At 44.1% G+C, this 19,233-nt stretch carries 20 protein-coding genes; 3 read left to right on the forward strand and 17 right to left on the reverse strand.

The genetic code is table 11. The features are described 5' to 3' along the window. A partial coding sequence (locus IID12_05270) for a winged helix-turn-helix transcriptional regulator (protein ID MCH8288500.1) occupies positions 1 to 317 on the reverse strand: 317 nt, incomplete at its 3' end. Between the two features lie 143 nt (positions 318 to 460). Here IID12_05270 and IID12_05275 point away from each other — a divergent pair. The 3 genes from IID12_05275 (at position 461) to IID12_05285 (ending at position 2,750) form a co-directional block, all read left to right on the forward strand. Next, entirely contained in the window at positions 461 to 1,258 is a 798-nt protein-coding gene (locus tag IID12_05275; GenBank protein ID MCH8288501.1) for a methyltransferase domain-containing protein, read from the forward strand. 406 nt (positions 1,259 to 1,664) lie between these two features. Next, complete coding sequence (locus tag IID12_05280; protein MCH8288502.1) at positions 1,665 to 2,021, forward strand: DUF3179 domain-containing protein; 357 nt, start codon at positions 1,665 to 1,667, stop codon at positions 2,019 to 2,021. 21 nt (positions 2,022 to 2,042) lie between these two features. After that, entirely contained in the window at positions 2,043 to 2,750 is a 708-nt protein-coding gene (locus IID12_05285) for a DUF3179 domain-containing protein (protein MCH8288503.1), read from the forward strand. Between the two features lie 48 nt (positions 2,751 to 2,798). Here IID12_05285 and IID12_05290 read toward each other — a convergent pair whose 3' ends face one another. The 16 genes from IID12_05290 to IID12_05365 form a co-directional block, all read right to left on the reverse strand. Continuing rightward, positions 2,799 to 4,232, reverse strand: a complete 1,434-nt coding sequence (locus IID12_05290; GenBank protein MCH8288504.1) for a glutamate--tRNA ligase — start codon at positions 4,230 to 4,232, stop codon at positions 2,799 to 2,801. Further along, on the reverse strand, positions 4,229 to 4,630 hold the full coding sequence (locus IID12_05295) for a DUF3566 domain-containing protein (protein MCH8288505.1): 402 nt from the start codon (positions 4,628 to 4,630) through the stop codon (positions 4,229 to 4,231). Before IID12_05295 ends, IID12_05290 begins: the two co-directional genes overlap by 4 nt. A 38-nt stretch (positions 4,631 to 4,668) precedes the next feature. Further along, on the reverse strand, positions 4,669 to 5,811 hold the full coding sequence (locus IID12_05300; protein MCH8288506.1) for a PilT/PilU family type 4a pilus ATPase: 1,143 nt from the start codon (positions 5,809 to 5,811) through the stop codon (positions 4,669 to 4,671). Between the two features lie 17 nt (positions 5,812 to 5,828). Next, positions 5,829 to 6,893 (reverse strand): type IV pilus twitching motility protein PilT, encoded by a 1,065-nt coding sequence (locus IID12_05305; GenBank protein ID MCH8288507.1) that lies wholly within the window; start codon positions 6,891 to 6,893, stop codon positions 5,829 to 5,831. Positions 6,894 to 6,929: 36 nt separating this feature from the next. Further along, a complete protein-coding gene (locus tag IID12_05310; protein MCH8288508.1) occupies positions 6,930 to 8,276 on the reverse strand; it encodes a secretin and TonB N-terminal domain-containing protein in 1,347 nt (448 codons plus the stop codon). Then, positions 8,266 to 8,763, reverse strand: a complete 498-nt coding sequence (locus tag IID12_05315) for a hypothetical protein (protein ID MCH8288509.1) — start codon at positions 8,761 to 8,763, stop codon at positions 8,266 to 8,268. The genes IID12_05310 and IID12_05315 overlap by 11 nt, the downstream gene beginning before the upstream one ends. 11 nt (positions 8,764 to 8,774) lie before the next feature. Further along, positions 8,775 to 9,365 carry a type 4a pilus biogenesis protein PilO gene (pilO, locus tag IID12_05320; protein ID MCH8288510.1) on the reverse strand — a complete coding sequence of 197 codons (591 nt, stop codon included), beginning with the start codon at positions 9,363 to 9,365 and terminating at the stop codon, positions 8,775 to 8,777. Positions 9,366 to 9,380: 15 nt separating this feature from the next. Then, a complete protein-coding gene (gene pilM, locus IID12_05325) occupies positions 9,381 to 11,396 on the reverse strand; it encodes a pilus assembly protein PilM (protein MCH8288511.1) in 2,016 nt (671 codons plus the stop codon). Next, entirely contained in the window at positions 11,389 to 12,216 is an 828-nt protein-coding gene (locus tag IID12_05330) for an AAA family ATPase (GenBank protein MCH8288512.1), read from the reverse strand. The genes pilM and IID12_05330 overlap by 8 nt, the downstream gene beginning before the upstream one ends. After that, positions 12,203 to 12,454 carry a MerR family transcriptional regulator gene (locus IID12_05335; protein MCH8288513.1) on the reverse strand — a complete coding sequence of 84 codons (252 nt, stop codon included), beginning with the start codon at positions 12,452 to 12,454 and terminating at the stop codon, positions 12,203 to 12,205. The genes IID12_05330 and IID12_05335 overlap by 14 nt, the downstream gene beginning before the upstream one ends. Positions 12,455 to 12,886: 432 nt before the next feature. Beyond that, positions 12,887 to 13,315 (reverse strand): hypothetical protein, encoded by a 429-nt coding sequence (locus tag IID12_05340; protein ID MCH8288514.1) that lies wholly within the window; start codon positions 13,313 to 13,315, stop codon positions 12,887 to 12,889. A 69-nt stretch (positions 13,316 to 13,384) separates the two neighbouring features. After that, entirely contained in the window at positions 13,385 to 14,563 is a 1,179-nt protein-coding gene (locus tag IID12_05345) for a type II secretion system protein GspG (protein MCH8288515.1), read from the reverse strand. A 16-nt stretch (positions 14,564 to 14,579) separates the two neighbouring features. Further along, positions 14,580 to 15,794, reverse strand: a complete 1,215-nt coding sequence (locus IID12_05350; protein MCH8288516.1) for a hypothetical protein — start codon at positions 15,792 to 15,794, stop codon at positions 14,580 to 14,582. A gap of 19 nt (positions 15,795 to 15,813) precedes the next feature. Continuing rightward, positions 15,814 to 17,019, reverse strand: a complete 1,206-nt coding sequence (locus IID12_05355; GenBank protein ID MCH8288517.1) for a prepilin-type N-terminal cleavage/methylation domain-containing protein — start codon at positions 17,017 to 17,019, stop codon at positions 15,814 to 15,816. Positions 17,020 to 17,033: 14 nt separating this feature from the next. After that, positions 17,034 to 18,641 carry a type II secretion system protein GspG gene (locus tag IID12_05360; protein ID MCH8288518.1) on the reverse strand — a complete coding sequence of 536 codons (1,608 nt, stop codon included), beginning with the start codon at positions 18,639 to 18,641 and terminating at the stop codon, positions 17,034 to 17,036. A 273-nt stretch (positions 18,642 to 18,914) separates the two neighbouring features. Then, a partial coding sequence (locus tag IID12_05365; GenBank protein ID MCH8288519.1) for a type II secretion system protein GspG occupies positions 18,915 to 19,233 on the reverse strand: 319 nt, incomplete at its 5' end.

Below are 19,233 nucleotides of genomic sequence, written 5' to 3' on the forward strand. Positions count from 1 at the left end.
TTTAGATATTCTGACAGAGAATCCAATTGGTGGTCCCAGAATACGCGGTATCGTTCGAGCCAATCAATGGCTCCTTTCATCGGTTCTGCAACTAATTTGATAGAGTGGACTCTTCCTCTGATATCTCTGGAAATTAAACCGGCTCTTTCGAGGACCTTGAGGTGCTTGGAAATAGCCGGAAGTGAGATATCGAAGGGTTTTGCTATCTCCAGCACAGATTTTTCACCGGTTGTGAGTTTTTCGACAATCGCCCTGCGAGTAGGATCCGCAAGCGCAGATAGTGTGGAATCTATTGTACCGGAAGTATATTTAACCATATGGTTAAATATATCACGAGGTCTATGCGTTGTCAAGTGATATATTCTTCATCCATATAATCGGCTTGACAGTGTTACCTATATCCCTTTTATTACCTCAATCATCAGAGATAATTGAATATATTTAATTACTTCATACTCACATGTTTAAGCCTCTAATTAAAAAAGCTGATTTTGATTCGTGGGCGGAATATTACTGGACTTATCAATTTACGCTTGCGGATAAGTATCTCATACCTTATCTGGAAAATTATATACAATCGTTTGAAGGACTTAAAATTCTTGACGTCGGCTGCGGTGAAGGCGGTACTACGGCGGCTTTTACGAGGATGGGCGCTGAATGTTACGGAACGGACATAGATGAACATAGATTACAAAAATCATCTGAAATTCCGCAAAATAAGGGGATTCATTTTGAACTTCTCGACGTTTATGATATCAACTCCAGCGATACCATTTCCAATACAAAGTTCGATTTGATTGTCTTGCGCGATGTGATTGAACACCTACCTGATACCTATGAAGCAATAAGCGCTCTCAAGGAGATCTTGGCTGAAGACGGAAAAATATTTCTGACCTTTCCGCCGTATAATTCCGTTTTCGGAGGTCATCAACAAATAATCGCACCTATTCCTTTCATTCATTTGATGCCCTCTTTCCTATTTTACGGAATACTTAAAGCGCTCGGAGGAAATAAGGAGAAAATATCAAAACTGCAGCATATCAGGAAAGTACGGTTGTCGATCTCCCGAATACTTAAAACATTAAAAATATTAAATTTTCAAATTTTAGATAATACGAGTTACATCATGCGCCCATCATTCAAGGTGCGATATGGATTTCCGATTATAAAATCGAATTTTATCGGCTCTATACCATTGATCAGGGAGTTTAAGATCAGCGGTTGCTATCTGTTGGCCGTTCTTAACGGAGATAAGTAATTCTGAGTTTTTACTGGTTTGAAGGTACGCGCTGATAAAATACTACTAAATGTCATAATCGGCCGGCGGAATTTACTCCATAGTGTATAACTCACGAAAGTTATTAACATCTGAAAAATTATTGGATGGGTGATGTTGATAAGTTGTTCATATTGAATAATATTATAGTTTAAAAATATAAAATATAACGATAAATCGACGACTATACCGTTAATAAATAGGTTGTTACAACGTTCATATAAATATATGCTTTATATATTATCCTGTTAATAACTAATATTTGTCAGTATATGAATTCCTCGATATTTTTGATAGTTATTGATCGAATGAATCGAGCAGTTTTAAATATTCATACAGTTGTATTTACTATTACATTATATTATGTTCATGAAAATTACTCTTAATTATGAATGACTTTCTACATTCCGGAGGACCCTTAAGACGGAACGCACTTATTCATGGATTTACAGCATCAATTATTTTGCTTATGGTCCTCACAACCACAGGGTTTTCGCAAAGAGGCTCGTATGAGATAATTCAGGGTGATCCAATGTATTATGTGCTTCCGAAAGACAGGATTTCTGCAATAGACGATCCGAAATTCAAAAGCGTCGAAGAAGCAGAAAAATTCATGCGGGACGATGAACTTGTTCTCGGATTGGTCGTTAACGGCGAAGCGCGCGCTTACTCTACCTGGCATTTAGACAAACATGAAATAGTCAATGATTTCATAGGAGACACGTACATATCGGTAAGCTGGTGACCTCTTTGCTTTACGGGCATCGTGTATGTCCGCAAATTCGATAATAAAGTTCACTCCTTCGGCGTATCCGGTAAACTCTGGCGTGACGCACTTGTTATGTACGACAGGGAAACGAATAGTTACTGGAGCCACGTTACCGGTAAAGCCCTGAAAGGTAAGTATGAAGGGAAACAGCTTAAAGCCCTGCCCGTCCAACATCTAAAATGGAAAGAGTGGAAAAAAGCGTATCCGGATTCAAAAATACTGGTTAAAAGCCGTTTTACAACAAGATCGAGTTATGACAGGTATAACAGATCGCGGAAACGACTCGGAATTTTCGGCACTGTGAATTTCGACAAGAGATTAGACGGCAAAGACGTCGTATTCGGTCTGGTGATTGATGATCTCCCTATAGTTTTTCCCCATAAATATTTTACGAATACAAATCATGTAAATTACTCGATTGAAAACCAGAACATTCTTGCGGTCTATTCTAAAGACGCAGAGACGGTCACTGTATTTGACCGCCTTGTAGATGATAGGGTGCTCACATTCGAGAGTGCGGAATCTATTGACACACATTACTTACGAGACAGGGAGACAGGTACGCTCTGGGACGGATTGACCGGAAATGGTCTCAAGGGGGAGTTAAAAGGGAAAAAGCTGAAGCAGTTGGTCGGTACACAGGCTTTCTGGTTCGGATGGAGGGGATTTTACCCGAGGACCATCATCTGGAACCCTTCGGGTTAGCGCGAGATTGTAATCCTTTTTAAATGGGTTAATCCGAATTATCCGATCTTAGTCTTGAGGAAGATTTTTAAGTGCGTTATCCAGCCTGCGTATTACCACGCTCTTGCCGAGCAGTTCCATTATCACAAATAAGCCCGGGCTGACTCCGTAACCGGTTAAAGCCAACCTCACCGGATGAATCAGTAACGCCGCTTTGATATCAAGTGAGTCCGCCTCGGACCTCACAATACCTTCTAAATTCTCTTCTGAAAACTCGGTCAAATCATCGAGCGACTCTTTAAGCAGCCTGATTCTCTCATTGACATCTTCACCCGACCAATACTTCCGCATCGCTTTTTCGTCATACTTTTTAGGATCTTCAAAAAAGTAAGCTGAAAATTCCAACAGCTCGGAAGTGCTGTTTGCCCTTGTTTTCACGATCTCGGCTACTTTCGCATAGTAACTCTTATCCCTTCCATCGGATGTCTCCCACTTCTTCCTCAGAATTAGGATGAGTTCATCCGTCGGCTTGGATGATAAGTGCTGACCGTTCATCCAGAGAAGTTTTTTATAATCGAATATCGCATTTTTCCTGGAGACCTGTTCAATTTGAAAACGCCTGATCAGTTCATCTATGGACATCAGTTCTGTGTCATCTTTAGGTGACCACCCTAACAGAGCGAGGTGATTCAAAAGCGCTTCCGGAAATATTCCTTCTTTTTGAAAATCTATAACCGACGCTGCTCCGTGTCTTTTCGAGAGTCTTTTTCCATCAGCCCCCATTATCATCGGCAGATGGGCATAAACCGGTATATCCAAACCCAAGGCATTGAAGATGTTGATTTGCTTTGGGGTATTCGAGAGGTGGTCATCACCTCTGATGACGTGTGTAATACCCATCTCGCTGTCATCCGTGACTACCGCCAGCTGATAGGTCGGAGTACCGTCCCTCCTCACTATTATAAAGTCGTCAATCTCACTGTTTTTAAATTCTATTTCGCCGTAGACCAGGTCGTTCAGCCCGGTCGTACCCTCTTCAGGTGTAGAAAATCTCAACGAAAATTCGATGCCGGAATCTATACGATTGTTTATCTCGCCCTCGTCGAGATGGCGGCAGGTTTTGTCATACTTATATTGTCTCTTTTCCTTTTGCGCCTTTTTTCTTTTAATGTCCAACTCTTCAGGCTTGCAAAAGCATCGGTAGGCGTGGCCTGTTTCGAGTAATTTTAAAGCGTTTGCACTGTATTCCTCTATTCTCGTAGATTGATATACTGTCTCCTCATCCCATTTAAGTCCAAGCCATTGGAGGCTCCGGAGAATTTCATCGGTTAAGCCGGTTTCAGAGCGTTTCTTATCGGTATCTTCAATGCGGAGAAGAAATTTACCTTCGTGATTTTTTGCGAAGAGGAAATTGAATAATGCAGTTCTGGCGCCGCCTACATGAAGATGACCTGTCGGACTCGGCGCGAATCTAACCCTTACTCCGCTGAAATCGCGATTCATTCCTTGTTATTTTCTTCTTCAGGCTCGGGTCTGCTTTTAACAACAAGCTTCGGCTTCTTCGAATCGCTGCTCTCGCTCGCATTGACAATCACACCGCCTCCCCACCTGGCGAACGCATTATACAACAACGCCATCAGAGCGCCCAAACCAGCGTAAACCAGGCTCGCTCCTGAGGAAATCATCGCTATGATGAACAATCCGATGGGTAATCCAAAAAAACCGGGCAGCGTCGCTTCATCCGAGTAGATTGTGCTGTTCAGAAAAGCCGACACAAAATTTACACCGAATATGATAATAAAATATCCGCCGATACCAAGCAGCAAATGCAGAATGAACATAACAAGAAATATGATTTTAACTGCGGACCAGACGTCTATGGATTTTAATTCAAGTATCATTTTTATTCTAACGTAATGATGATAGCGTAGCGATCAGACTATCCTAACCCGGGTAGGTCATCTTCAACGCCTTCAGTGCTCTCTTCTTCCTTTAATCTAATATTAGTCGGCATTTCACTTTCCTCGTCCGACCGAATTCTTAACCTGAGATCCGTCGGCGAGTCAGAGTTGGATAGCGCCGTTTCCACGTCGATCTTTCCAGCTTTATAAAGTCCGTACAGAGACTCGTCAAAAGTGATCATTCCTTGACCGGCAGACCTCTCAATAGCGCTTTTGAGAGTCTGGAATTCGCCCTTAAGAATTAGATCGGCGATCCGAGATGTTACCGTCATGAATTCGACAGCCAGGAAACGCTCATTCCTTCTCTTAGCTTTAATAAGCCGCTGCGCAAGCACCGCGTTCAGGGTTTGAGAGAGCTGAAGTTTCAGCATGTCGTGCGTTTCGTGCGGAAAGAAACCGAATATCCTGTCTAAAGTCTGCGGAGCGTTATTTGCGTGCAGAGTTCCCATAACGAGGTGGCCGGTTTCCGCGAATGATATGGCTGCTTCCATTGATTCTCTATCGCGTATCTCACCTATCAACAGGACGTCGGGAGCTTGTCGCAACGCACCCCTCAACGCTGTACGATACGACTCGCTGTCCTTTCCTACCTCTCTCTGGGTAATTATACTTTTTTTATGCTCATGCACGAATTCGACCGGGTCTTCGATGGTAATGATATGACCGTCCTTGTTTGTGTTACGATGATTTACCAATGCAGCCAGAGTCGTGGATTTCCCCGACCCTGTTCCTCCCACAATAAGAACAAGCCCCGTATTTGTCATCGAGATATCAGCAAGCTCAGGAGGCAAACCTAATTCCTCAAGAGTCGGAAGCTTAGTGGAAATACGCCGGGCCACCATTCCCGGTGAACCTTTTTGAACAAAAAAGCTCAATCTGAATCTGCCGACACCCTCTACAAACAAACTTGTATCAAAGTCTTTTCTGTCTTTGAATTCCCGATATTCATCGGTTGATATAATATGGGAGATCATTCCGTCGATCTCATCTGCGGTAACTAACCTGTCTGCAACGCTCTTAAGATTCCCTTTTATTTTTAGGTACACGGGAGAATCTGCGGTAATGAACATGTCAGATGCTTCCTTTTCCGCCATCAATTTGAAAAGTGGAGAAATGTCCATAATCTTATCCTGTTAATTTATTCAACGGTTGCAAGACCCGCAAGTTTGGCGACGGTTTTAGCGTCGCGGGCATGATGATAAGCGTCTTTTTCCTCAATCAATCCCTCTTTCAACAACGCAGCCAGCGATTGATCCATAGTGATCATTCCTAGCTTAATGCTGGTCTGGATGATCGAGTCCAATTGAAATATTTTATCTTCGCGTATCATGTTGGATGCAGCGGGAGTGCAAATCAATATTTCGAATGCCGCAACTCTGCCACCACCCTTTTTAGGTAAAAGTACTTGAGCGATGACACCACGCAGAGACTCGGCAAGCATCGTTCTTATCTGCCCTTGTTCCTCAGCCGGATATTGGTCAATGATCCTGTTCACGGTTTTAGAGGCGGAGTTCGTATGCAGGGTTCCGAGTACAAGGTGCCCGGTCTCCGCAGCGGTAATCGCGAGCGAGGTCGTCTCCAAATCCCTGAGCTCTCCAACTAAAATGACATCGGGATCCTCCCTCAGCGAGGATCTCAGCGCTGCCGTGAATGACTTGGTATTTGTATGCAACTCCCGTTGATTTATCAGCGATTTTTTAGAATGATGAATGAACTCTATCGGGTCCTCGATAGTAATCAGGTGATACTCGAAATTGGTGTTGATATAATCTATCATAGTTGCCAGAGTTGTGGATTTGCCCGAACCTGTCGGACCGGTTACAAGCACCAGGCCTTTATCGAGCGATGACATTTCCCTGATCACATCCGGCAGTCCAAGCTGCTCGAAACTTAAAATATCCGATTTGATTATCCTCAAGACCGCTGCTTTTCCTAAACGTACGAAGAATACGTTCACCCGGAATCTTCCGATACCGCTCAAATCCCTTGAAAAATCCACTTCCAAGTGTTCTTCCAACTCACGCCTCTGCTCTTCGGTCATCACGTCATAGATAAGCCGGTCGACTTCTTCTTTTTCGAGAGGGGGAGAGTCTATCTTCTTAATTTTTCCGTCAAGCCTCAGCATCGGAGGAGCGCCGACAGTCAGATGAATATCTGACGCTCCCGAATCGACTGCGAATTTTAATATTTCGAATATCTCCATATCAAAGTTCCTGATAGAATGGGAGAAACTTAAAAGTCATTTTGACGTCAATTCCGGAAAATATTCAATTCGCGGAGTGATAAATATCAAAAGCTCGTTTCTATTTTTTTCAACCGATTTATGGATGAATAATTTACCTATTATGGGAAGCGAACTGAGGAAAGGAACCTTTTTGTAATTAATAAATTCATCCTCTTTTATTAATCCTCCAATTGCGGCGGTATGCCCCTCTTTTACCATGATCTTGGTTTCGGCTGTCCTTTCAGACGTAATTGGCCGGTCGTTGTTCGGTCCGGTAAACCCGGTGATGGCTGCTACCGAGGTGCTGATAGAGAGGAGAACATAATTTTTCTCGGTAACATGAGGTATAACTCTGAGAGATATACTTATATCCCTGTCTTCAAATGTTAAGGGTTGGGTCAGTGATAAGCCTCCGGTGACCCCGCCCGTTCCCTGAGCTTGAGGCACTGCTATCGGAATCGTGGTCTTCACTTCTGTCATGGCTTCCTGGTTATCAAGCGTCGAAAGGGTTGGATTGTTCAAGAGCTTCGAGTTACCTCTTGTCCTCAATAACTCCAATATGATTCTGAATTCCTGGAGTGAGAGAGTTGCCGTGTTCAATCCTCTCCATGTTCCAAATAGCGGAAATCCCGCTTGTTGGCCTCCCAGACCACCCGTTGCGGCTCCTGCTGTCAAACTTGAGGAAGGACCTCCACCTATGGTGACTTTCGGGTTCCAATTGATGCCGATGTCATCGTTTTCCGACAGGTTGGTTTCGATAAACTGGACTTCGATAGTTATTTGCGGAAGGGGAACATCCAGAATCTCTATGATAGCCGTAACGTTCGGTATGTTCTGGGGAATATCGGTAACTATGATATAGTTGGAGGCTCCTGTATTCTGAGAACCAACCCCCTTAACCACCATACCGAAAGTCGTAATCTCTGATTTAGATGAAACCACGCCTGCCAGCGATTCTTTCACCCTTTCAGCGTCGATATAGTTCAACTTATAGACCTTGGTAATCTTATCTCCCCTTATCTCTTTATCCGCGGGCTTCACCATAATAATGTTGCCTTCCTGAAACCATTCATACCCGTTCATTTTAACTATCGAATCGAGCGCTTTTTTAATATCAACATTTTTCAGCGACACGGTAATCTCGCCTGTTACATCCGGACTGGTGACTATATTTAATCCGTGTTTTTTAGCAAGCAATCTGATTACATCCTGAATATCAGCGTTTTTTAACTCTATGTTGACTTTCGAACTTCTTTTCGATTGAAGCATAAGAGTTGCGTTTACTTCAATTTGAAAGGTAAAACATAGAATGATTATCATTATCGGAAGATACATTATTTTATTTTTTCTGTTATCTTTCATCAGTTTTATTTCCTCCTAATTCAAGTCTAAGCTTGGAATTACCCATTGTTAAAATGACGTGTTCTTCCCCTACTTCTGTCAATGCATACCCGTTTACTTCACTGTTTATCTCGTAAATATCGCCTCCGATTATAGCCCATTCATCGACAATGCCGGTGAGGATAAAACTGCTGTCGAGTTGATCAATTTCAACGAATCTTCCGTCAGAACTCTTCGTAAGGAGTTCAATATAGTCCGGTTTGTAAAACGGGTCTGCTCCCCACTCCCCTACAAATTTGATACTCAAAGTCGCATTTCCCGGAGTCAGAACAGCTGCCCTTGTCGGTTGAGCGCTTTCATTCTGTTTTGGAACTATTACATCAGGAACGCTTTTAACGACCGGAACACCCGAAATTCCGCTTTTATCATCCGAACCGAACAGGTCATAGAAATAATAAGCTGCTGTAAGTCCTAACAGTATCAATAATATTTTTTGTCTCGTTGCCAATTTATTCTTCTTTAGGTGTCGATTGCTCCGATTGCATCATCCAGCAAAAACAGATACATAACGATATGGAAGGAAATCATGGGAAGCTCATTTACCTTTCTTCTCATTTTTAAGTCTTCCACTGAATAAAGCAACCCGTTTTCGTGCAGCGCCTCCATAAACTTGCCAAAATTTAAATAGTCGCCTCTCACCCTCAAATCTACAGGAAGTTTCACCAAGCCCGATACCGATTCGCGCCTGTATAGGGATACGTCATCGAATGAATTGAGTGAAAGTTTCGGCGCGAGCGTCTGAAGTTGCAGATCGTATATCTCGGCTGTCAAACGTATCTCCCCTAAAATAGAATCGAGCTCGCTTAGTGCTCCCATTTTCTCCTTAAGCAGCATTACCGAATCTCTTGCATCTTCAACATTATCTATCAGCTTGCTGATTCCCACACCCATCTCCTCAACCTTCTTCATCTGGCTCCGAATAAATTCGATCCTTGCTTCAACGGGATTCAGTTCACTCGCGATCGGGAAATAAATGAAGAAATACCATCCGGCAATCATCATCAAAAATATGACTGTTAACGCGATTATATTTCTTTTCAGCTCGTTCATTTAATCAATTGGCACTCATAGGAAACAATTTATTACGAAAAACATCGCCCTTGCGCCGCCTGTTCCGACGAAGTTGGATTCAGTAATCTCAACGTTTGAATATAATTTCGTGTTTAAAAGAGCATCCTGATAATCTTTTATTATTTGTCTCGAAAAGAAATCATCCGCGAATATCGCTCCCGTCAACTGAACGAACGATACTCCCTTATCCTGGTCTATCTGAGTTACGCTTGTTCTTATGTCAACGTGAGACAACATCATTTCCGGCGGAGATAATGTGCTCAAAAGTTTAAGTTGAGAACGAAGCCATATCCCCTTCTTCTCCTCCGAATCCATAATTGACATCAGATCGAGCAACGACACAATCTCTTTATTCGAAGAGAGGTATTGTTGTTGAATAGGTGAGAGGGATGCGAGATGAGATTCAGCCTCCGAAGCTATAGCTTTTTTTTGGTCAATGTCTATCTTTACCGAGTACGTGACGGAAGAGAGTATCACCAGCAGAAACAGAGTCGCTATTGAAAATAATTTCTTCACTACGCCGAACGAGATTCCGTTCTTAGCGTCTTCGGGCGCTATATTGGGTCCATCAAAAAAATTGCGCGCGAGCCCGGCGGCAACGGTTAAAGTCGAGGCGACTTTGGTAAACGCCGATGGCGTAACTATATTTTCATCAACTGCGATTCCAAGAAGCGGATTGATGCGCTCGATACGTTTATTGGTTGTCCTTCGGAAAAGCAATCCCATATTATATAGATCAGCCCCCTGCCCCGAGATATATAGAGTATCAGCTTCTTCAAAATCCGGAAATTTCTTCTTGAAATAGTTTAATGAACGCAGCACCTCCTCAACTATTCTGTCAACCGAACCGCTCATCTGTTGGGAGATACTGTTAATTTCCAAATCCTCGTCCATGTACGAATCGATAAGCTCTAAGGGTATTCCGTACTTATCCAGAAGACGCCTCGCCATACCTTCGCTAATAACAGCGCTTTTATCCCTGAAAGTGATACTCCCCTGTAATCCATCTACCAGCTCCGCAACGCCGACAGGAATGTCTCTAATGAACTGTATCATCCCTTTGCTGATAAATGTGATCGTCATTCGATCCCAGGCTATGTCTATTATAACTATTGTCGATTCTCCATCTTCTTTGCCCGTTAATCTCAATATGTCAAAAATTGCGAACGGGGGTATTGAGACTTTGCTGACCTTAATATCCGATTTTTCAAAATTCGAGAGACTGCTTTTGAGGAAACTCTTTTCAACAGCCATAAGCGTTACGGATAACACCTCTTGAACATCGCTCTCACGCCCGATAACATAATCATAGATCGTATTCTCTATGGGGAACGGGAGGTTCTTTTGAGCCTGCCACTGAAGCGCTTGTTTCATTTCTTTCTGGGTTAATTTCGGGAGAACGAACTGTTTTATCGCCGTTTGGGGACCTGACACCGATATCGAGACGTTAACTCCCTTCCCAACTTTTCCAGGCAGCAAGCTGCTCAAGGTAGATATAATATCCTTGTTACTCTTAATTCCACCGTCACCGATAATCTCACACACCATGAAATGGGTAAGGACTTTACCCTTGAGGCTATTTGAAATCTTTACCATTTTCACGAAATTGCCGTCTATGTCTATCCCGACGACATGCTGTTCTCCCAAAACCCAGCGTTTAAAATAATCAGAAAATCTGCTCAATATCGAGGGAAGCTTACCGGATGGTTCCTCGAGGAATTGAACCTGTATCTTGGACTCTTCAACTTCGGCAGGCAGCATGCTTTCAGGCTTTGGTTCAACATCCGGCTTAACGGAAGCTCGGTAGGCTGCGTCCGAGCCCGCCATAGTCTGTTCTAAATCATCGAGCGGATTTTCGGGAGGTTCGAGCACCTGCTCTTCGAGAAGATTCTCGGATTCATGTATATAGGAAGCCGCTTCCCTCTCGACCGGAGACTGGAGCTTATCCCTCTTCCGAAGAGTTTCAAGCAGTTTTATGGTGGGATCATCTATCCGGTTTTCTTCAGACATGCCACGGACTCTCTTTTCTTATGACCGAAACTACCATATCTTCTTCGACTTGTTCTTTCCCGTTACGAAGCAATTCAATAAGGACGTTATGGCAAAATTGCGTGATCTTCCTCGGATAACCCTGCGTGTATTGATATATCTTGGATACCGCTTCATCACTGAAAAGCGGGTATTTTCCCCTGTACCCCGCTTTTTTGAGACGATATTCAATCAACCCCTTCGTATCCTCTTCGTTTATAGGGTTTATAACATAACCGAGGCTGATTCTGTCAAGGAAATTAGGCTGACGCTTTATCTTAACCATGAACTCGCTTTGTGCCAGGATTATCAGCTGAAGCAATTTAAAATCATTCGTCTCGTAGTTCAGGAGGGTTCGAAGCGCCTCTATGTGCAGTGAAGTCAGCTTTTGACCCTCGTCCACAACAAGTACAACAACCTTGTTCTCTTCGACTGCCCTTTTATACAAGAAATTTTCGACCAGCATTTTGTACTCGAAAGTCGATCTTGCGGTGTCCTTGATATCGAAAACAGATGCCAGATTCTTAACAAACTCGAACTCCGACTCAAAGGCAGGATCAAGAATGAGGTGAAAGTCATACTGGCTTGAGAATGTATCAAAAAGTTTGATGATCATCCTGCTGAGAGTGGTCTTTCCTGTCCCTACGTCACCGAGAATCACGCTGAGACCCCTTTTCAACCTGATATTTATCTCTAATCTCTGGATACATTCCTTGTGTTCCTGCGAGTAAAAAAAGAAATCAGGATCGGGAGACGTCGAAAACGGTTCCTTCCTTAAACCCAGCTCTTCATAATATTCCATCTTTGATCCTTCTTTTGATATAGCGAATCGGCATATGTTCCGCCCTCAACTCTCTGATTTTTATTAATGTTTCGACTGTCTCGCTGTTGAAGTAGCGGTAGCCGTTGTGCATACTTCTTCCCTTTTCTTTTATCAGTTCGATCCGGAGATAGTAATTAAGTGTATCTACGGAGAATCCTGTCAATCGGGCAAGGTCTCCGATGAGGTAAATATCTTTTATGCTATTATTAACAGGCACTTAACTATCACTCCATGGTTCGATAGTATACTCAATGGTTCAGGAGTTAATGTAACACCATAACCCTCTCATGTCAAGTATTTTTTCATTCTAATGTGATTTTTATCAATTTGAGCATAAAAAACCCGGCTACTCGGCAGTCGGGTTAATGTGAAGCCTAAGGTAGTATATCAGATCCAATAGGTGCGGTCAGGGCAAGCCCTAACCCGCATACAATCCGTATGGGACGCAGATCTGCGTCCCCCTACCTACTATTTTAGGACAAATGTCCGCCAGACTGACGTCGGGCTGGAAACTCAGCGGTGGGATATAACTATATTCGGTAGGGGCATCCCCATGGGATGTTGTGTATCCCCTCTTTAGACTGACAATATGGTTCCGTCACAGCCCCGTGTAGATTATTTAAGAGTGGAAAGCGTTGGTATTAAAGAGCTATCTGAATATCCATGTGTATATCATATACGCCCCTGCCATAATGAACAGGCTGCCTGTCGTTTTCCTGTATACAAGAGTCAATTCGTCCGTCGCTATAACCTTCCCCCCTACCTCATTTAATTTTTCCATAAGGCGCGGGTTGAATATCAATATAGCCGAAAAAATCAGTATCAATCCCGCAAGAATCAGCGACGTTATACCTAAAATTGCATTGATCCCCATTAAGGTGCGGGATATATAGTACATCACCAGAGATGCGATGACCATTAGTATTCCGACCAGGTACCGATGCTTGAAGATGTGCTGGTCAACGGGGAATACGGTGTTCGCGACGCTTGTGAGTTTCAGGAGCTTCGAAGGAAAAAACAGAAACATAAGTCCGAATACCACTAAAATTCCGCCGAGAATCGGGAATGCGATCATCACTGTTTCCTCCCTATAAATATATGTTCTGGCTTAAGAAGATTAATATGCACTGACACTAATTTAATCCAATTATAAACTAAAGTCAAAAGAATACTGCTTACCGTCGCTTGAATAAAGTGTTACAGTGAATGCCGTTCCCGTCATGTCCGTCAGGGCACCCTTTTTATCCTGAAAATCACGCATGATAAAAGTCCTCGATTGATTCTTTGGAATTTGGAAATTTGTCATTCCGGTCCCTTTTGAATCTATTTGATCCCCGCTGCCTGCCATGTTTACGAACGAAGCTTCAAGCCATACAGTTACAGAATTTACAATGAGCTGATTATATTTCGGTTCTTTTTTTGCAGAATTATAGCTCCCGGGGTAGTCGGTTTTGAAGTCCGTTACTGTTACAGTCTGTCCAAGCAGATTCCTCAACTGGAATTGAACCTGTTCATTGGAAGCACCTGTTAGCGTTGGACTCCCGGATACAAGGAGCAAGTTGGCTATGTTATTCACTCTTGGAATATTTACATTTCCTTCGGCCACAAGAATACTTTTTATATTGGTCTCCAAACCGCCTAATGGACGGAACGAAAGCGCTCTTGTTCCCTTCGGAATGTTGCTGAACGAATAGGTGCCCTGAACTCCCGTGATTAGTGAATCGACTGATAAAATTGCGGTGCCGTTCGGTTTAAATATATAGATTTTCCCTGATACCATCGGATTTCCGTCGATTGTATATGCGCTGCCGTAAACTGTCGCTGTTACCTCCTGTTTGAAAATTTCAAGATCTATGTCGGCGTCGTACAGAGAACCGCCAACTACGCCGTCTGCACCGAGGCTTGTAATTTTTCCCAATATGGTATCGCCTGTAGCATTAACCGTCTTTGTATTACTGTATATGTAAGCGTTCCCCCAGCTGTCGCTAATCGACGCTGTCGGATCATCCTGTAGCGCTTTAGACAGATAAGGTCCTCCCCATCCGTACGTAATGAAATAGGTGGTATTATTCGTGAGTGATGGTTGTGAGCCTTTATTCAGTAAATCTGAAAGCGATGCAGGCATTATCCCCATATCACCGTAATAGCCGAACTCACTTCTCCTGCCGTTAATAAGAACGTTTGCGTCCCCGGTGATAGATCTCTTTAAGGCTCTCATCTCTAAAAGAGTGGAATCCGCCCTTTGAGCCTCTAAGGTGCGTAATACAATGCTGACTCCTACGGATGTCAATATTCCGATGAGAGCAATAATTACAATCAGCTCCATCAGTGTGAAGCCTTTATTATGCTGAAAATGTGAATACATATGCTGCACCCGAGCTTAAGTATAACGTAACGGTAAAGGCGAATCCCGTCATGTTTTGATCTGCTGCCAAGTCATCCTCGAAATTAATCATGGAAAACGTGATCGTGGCTGAATTGGAAAACGCATAAGAAGTGAACGTCGCAATTGAGCTCAGTTGGCTCCCGCTGCCCGCCTCCGGTGAGGTGCTCGACCAATGCGTCGTACCTCCAATCTTGAATTCATCATAAAACGGACCGGTGGTAGCGTTAAACGGTGAATATACAGCTTTCCAATCGGTCACCGTTACGTCTTTACCGAGATTATTAGTTATTTGGACGTTCACATTATTGCTTCCTCCACCGGAGGTCGATGTACCTGCAAGAATCATTGAGCCGACGTTATTGATATCCGCGATTGTTTTGGAAGGGGAGTCTATCCTCACCTGCTTCGGCGGGGCTTCTGCTCCTCCTAAAGGCGTAAAAGACATGCTTTTTGGTCCGAACGGGATCGAAAAAAAAGAATATATCCCTTTATTGTTAGTAGCCTTAATCCGTGTTCCTACTCCCCCGCTGCCATTCTGGTAATAAAGTTTGACAGTTGCTTTTTTTAACTTCTTACCGGCTGAATCGAAAGCTTTTCCCGTAATGCTCCCCTTCCATTCTTTCTTAAATATCTCAAGCGTGATATCCTGATCTATCCCGCTGCCGCCGACAGCTCTATCCGCTCCTCTGGAAATAATGCGCGCAGAAATCGTATCTCCGCTGTTTGGCAGCTCGGTGGAATCCCATTCGTATGCATTATTAAATTCGTCTGTGAGCGGGTTTGATGTGAAGTTCGTAAACGTCTCCTGAACGTATGGACCGGCCCACCCGCTCGAAATATGCAGAGAGGAGTTATAGTTTACCGCTGTTTGTGAACCTCTGCTCATCAATTCAGATAATGAGACCGGCATCCTGCCCATCTCGCCTACATACCCGAAATCATTCCTTAGTCCGTTTGATTTGAGCTCAGGATTACCTACTACCGCACGCTTTAGCATAAGCATTTCAAGCAGGGTATCCTCAAACTTCTCGCGTAACTGGACATTCTGATTTGCCTTCATCCCCGTCGCCATGATGACTGCGATTATTGCCATCATAACAATGACTTCCATGAACGTCAAACCGCTTGTGGACTTGAACCCGGCGGATAATTGATCGATAAATCTACTCAAAAATAAACCTTTATAATTTTCAAGGGGTGAAAGTGAAATCGTAGGTTTGCCCGGTAGCCAGGTAGAGGCGTACGGTAAACGAAACTCCGCTCATGTCGGCGTTACCGCCGTCCTGAAAGTCCCGCATAGTGAAAGAATAGGTCGTATTGTTGTTCAGAGTCGAATTCGTCCACGCACTGCCGGCCACAGAAACAAGTTGACTGCCGGATCCAGCCCGGGTCGCGCCGGCGGCCCATATAGGATTCCCATCGAGCCGCAGCTCATCGTAGGTGGGAGTTAACGATCCATGCGTATAGGTAGCCCGATAGTCAATTAAACTTATCGAACTGCCTAATTCATTCCGGATATTGAAATCAACGATCTGATTCCCCGGTCCGGTTGCAGTAGCGGTCCCTGTCAGATAAAGAGTCCCTACGTCAAATATATTAGGCTGAGGATTTACGGGAGACCTCACCACCACTCTGTGGGCATGGGTCTCGATTCCTCCCGAAGGCGCTATACGGGCAGAGTTCAATCCGATTGGAACTCTCGCAAAGAAATAGAAGCCGTCATTAGCCGTCATTACCGAGGAGTTGGTTATTCCGCCGCTTCCATCCGCGTAATACAGTGTCAGTATTGCGTTATCCATTCCGAAATCATTCACGTCGTATATGTTGCCGTAAACAGAACCGTAAAGATCACTCTTGAATATCTCCACGTTTATGTCTGCGTTTACTCCCGTTCCTCCGGTAGAACCGTCTGCTCCATTACTGGTAATGGTCGCGTAAACTGAATCTCCATCCGCGCTCAGTTTTCTGGTAGTCGAATATATGTAAGAGTTGCCGAAACCATCGGTAATATTACCATCGGTATCCTGAACAAATGAAGATTCCAGGTAAGGACCGTTCCAGCCGGAAGCTTTATCCAGTGTAGTATTAACAGTCATCAGGGGCTTTGAGCCTTTTATGACCAGATCGTTCAAAGTTGAAGGCAGTGACCCCATATCCCCGAAATATCCAAAACTGGCGCGAATATCATTTTGAATAGCATGCGGGTCACCTACAATCGCCTTTTTAAGATTTTTCATCTCCTTCACTGTGGATTCAAACTTGATGTTTGTCAGCACGTTATCGAATGCTTTGAACCCGAGCGACCCCAATATACCTATAATTGCGAGGACAACGACCATCTCCATCATCGTAAATCCTCTATTCCCCGTAGCATACCAACCCATAAAATTATTCAATATTTTCATTATTATTAAAGAGCAACAAATGGTCCTATTTCATATTGTGCGCCGGAGAATGTGTATAAGGTAATAGTAACAACGCTCCCGCTTGGATCAGTACTCTTGCCTGTTGAAAGGTTAATAAAGCCGTCGAAACGAACCTCATTAGTCAGTCCATCACCCCAGAAAGTACTGGTAAATGTGGCGACCGTGCTGAGTTGGACATCGCTGCCGACTGTGCCACCTCCACCCTCAGTCCAGACAGTTGTTCCCGCAATCTTAGCTCTATCAAATTCTGGGCCTGTAGTAGATGCATCGTAAGGCGTATATACCAATTTCATATCAATGATCGTTTCATCGATACCTGTGTTGTTCTGAAGGTCAAAAAAGATGACTCCTCTCTTAGCTGTTGCATCTCCTACAAGTACAAAGATCGGAGGCCCGCCAACGGTAAATGGCCCTACCGTAAATGCATCACCCCCGGATGTGTAAAATGTTGTGGTGAAGTCAGAGCCCACCATACTCACATTGGCGCCGACGTCATCCTGAAATATGTTTAATTGGATGGAAACGGTAGCGTTGTCATTCAAAGCCCAGCCGGTATAGGTGTTCAGATCCGAGAGATTATCTCCGCTGCCTCCCAATGTTGTAGACCAAGTCCACACGGTCACGGCACCGGCAATTTGGTCTTCGTACCTTGGTCCGGTAACCGCGTCAAATGGAGTGTAAATCGCTTTAAAGTCAGAAATAGTTACATCTTCTCCGATTTTACTCTGAATATTGAAACTCAAGTTACTACCCCCTGGTCCGCCGGCGGCAGCGATTCCCGCAAGCACTATTGAGCCGATGTCGCTGATATTTCTCACAGAGACAAAGCTCCTGCCTAAAGTAGCCCTGTACCCTTCTGACTCTCCTCCTGAAGAAAGTTGGACCGTTATTGCCCTCACTCCCTGACTTATTCCTTTGAGCGAATAATTTCCGGAGGCATCCGTGAAATCCGATTTTGAGGTGAGATTTCCCGTACCATCCGGTTCATAAACCCTTACCGTAGCAGCGAGCACTGGATTACCTCCCAGATCAAAAACTCCACCCACAACCTCCGATTTAACCTGATCTTTGAATATCTCTACGAACAAATCGGCGTCGTAACCGGTTCCACCGACCGCGCCGTCCGCACCCAAACTCGATATTTTCGCCAACACCGTGTCTCCGGGGGAGTTCGCAAAAGGTGTCGTAGAATAAACATATAGGTTTCCCCACGCATCCCTCTTATACCCGTCAGCGTCTGAGGTAAATGGAGATTCGAGGTATGGTCCCTTCCAACCGTAGGCTATAAGTTTTGTAATATCAAGGGCGCTCGCACCGAGAGAACCTCTTGAAATTAACTCATCAAGCGTTGAAGGAATGCCGCCAATATCTCCAACGAAACCAAAACTTACTCTTTCCCCGTTACTTCGAGCGTTTTCGTCACCTATGATTGCTCTCTTAAGTTTCTGTAGGTCTGCAAGGGTCACTTCATAATTCGCCCTGTCGTCGGTAGTTCCCAGATTTTTTAGCGCTATTGATGTGACTATTCCCATGATAGCAACAACTATGAGAATTTCGGCAAAAGTGAATCCTCTGGAAGTCCAACGCATCATTCTATCCTCAAATTATCCGGTTTACTCATTTCCTACATACCAAGGCGGTAATCAGACGTCATTGCCCGCCAGACATCAGTCGGGCTGGCGAGTCCCGGTGCTCCGGGACGAAGCAATCTCGTTTTTGTAAGTTCACGATAAATATGGGATTGCTTCGTCGCTTCACTCCTCGCCTGTCCGTCGGACAGACGGGCAATGACAGAGCTGCTTTTCCTCTCTCTCCCGTTTCCGGATAAACAAGTAAGCTTCCATCATAGAGAAAAGAAACGTTCATCACTGATATTTTATCAGAATATCATCGCCCGTACCGGAATTATCTGTTTTATTCGGACCATAGCTCCTTATGGTACTGTCAGCGGCATTCAACACGTAATTTGTTCCCCAGGAATCTTTAAGTATCTCCCCCGTACCGTCAATTTGGAGATAAGGTCCGTTCCATCCTGTTCGGGAAAAATAGTTATAATCGGGGACTGCTCCGGGCTTTACCGTCAGATCGTCTAAAGTCGCCGGAAATGACCCGACGTCGCCCTTGTAACCCCTGTCGACGTATCGTCCGCCTGCTGTCCTGTCGGCCGTTCCCGAAATGGCATCT

The organism is Candidatus Neomarinimicrobiota bacterium (genome assembly GCA_022567655.1).
Classification (GTDB): domain Bacteria; phylum Fidelibacterota; class SORT01; order SORT01; family SORT01; genus JADFGO01.

Excerpts from the sequence above, each read along its gene's own strand:
- IID12_05360 (MCH8288518.1), bottom strand. The coding sequence starts at position 18,641 with ATGATGCGTTGGACTTCCAGAGGATTCACTTTTGCCGAAATTCTCATA.
- IID12_05290 (MCH8288504.1), bottom strand. The coding sequence starts at position 4,232 with ATGAATCGCGATTTCAGCGGAGTAAGGGTTAGATTCGCGCCGAGTCCG.
- IID12_05330 (MCH8288512.1), bottom strand. The coding sequence starts at position 12,216 with ATGGAATATTATGAAGAGCTGGGTTTAAGGAAGGAACCGTTTTCGACG.
- IID12_05310 (MCH8288508.1), bottom strand. The coding sequence starts at position 8,276 with ATGAAAGATAACAGAAAAAATAAAATAATGTATCTTCCGATAATGATA.
- IID12_05345 (MCH8288515.1), bottom strand. The coding sequence starts at position 14,563 with ATGGAGCTGATTGTAATTATTGCTCTCATCGGAATATTGACATCCGTA.
- pilM (MCH8288511.1), bottom strand. The coding sequence starts at position 11,396 with ATGTCTGAAGAAAACCGGATAGATGATCCCACCATAAAACTGCTTGAA.
- IID12_05295 (MCH8288505.1), bottom strand. The coding sequence starts at position 4,630 with ATGATACTTGAATTAAAATCCATAGACGTCTGGTCCGCAGTTAAAATC.
- IID12_05305 (MCH8288507.1), bottom strand. The coding sequence starts at position 6,893 with ATGGAGATATTCGAAATATTAAAATTCGCAGTCGATTCGGGAGCGTCA.
- pilO (MCH8288510.1), bottom strand. The coding sequence starts at position 9,365 with ATGAACGAGCTGAAAAGAAATATAATCGCGTTAACAGTCATATTTTTG.
- IID12_05280 (MCH8288502.1), top strand. The coding sequence starts at position 1,665 with ATGAATGACTTTCTACATTCCGGAGGACCCTTAAGACGGAACGCACTT.
- IID12_05275 (MCH8288501.1), top strand. The coding sequence starts at position 461 with ATGTTTAAGCCTCTAATTAAAAAAGCTGATTTTGATTCGTGGGCGGAA.
- IID12_05300 (MCH8288506.1), bottom strand. The coding sequence starts at position 5,811 with ATGGACATTTCTCCACTTTTCAAATTGATGGCGGAAAAGGAAGCATCT.